The following is a 268-nucleotide window of genomic DNA, read 5'->3' as shown; positions in this document are numbered from 1 at the left end:
ATGTTTTCTGCGATCTCCAATAAAGTATTCATATCATCGCCAAATACTTTGACCGCGACATCACTACGAACCCCCGAGATCAGTTCATTAAAACGCATTTGAATGGGTTGAGTAAATTCATAATTATTTCCTGGAATTTGCCTCACTGCATTTTCAATTTCCTGTACCAGTTCCTGCTTGGGCTTTTTGGGATTAGGCCAATCCTTGCGCTTTTTTAGAATAATAAAGGTATCGGCAACATTAGGTGGCATCGGATCGGTGGCTACCT

1 pseudogene is annotated in these 268 nt (G+C 41.0%); it reads right to left on the bottom strand.

Annotation, left to right across the window (positions count from 1 at the left end):
• Positions 1 to 268, bottom strand: a pseudogene (locus A8O27_RS19205) (efflux RND transporter permease subunit); the annotation flags it as partial.

The sequence above is a fragment of the Legionella bozemanae genome, assembly GCF_001648595.1.
In the GTDB taxonomy this organism is placed as follows: Bacteria; Pseudomonadota; Gammaproteobacteria; order Legionellales; family Legionellaceae; genus Legionella; species Legionella bozemanae.
Note: the sequence above shows the minus strand (reverse complement) of the source record. Positions and strands in the feature narration are given on the sequence as shown.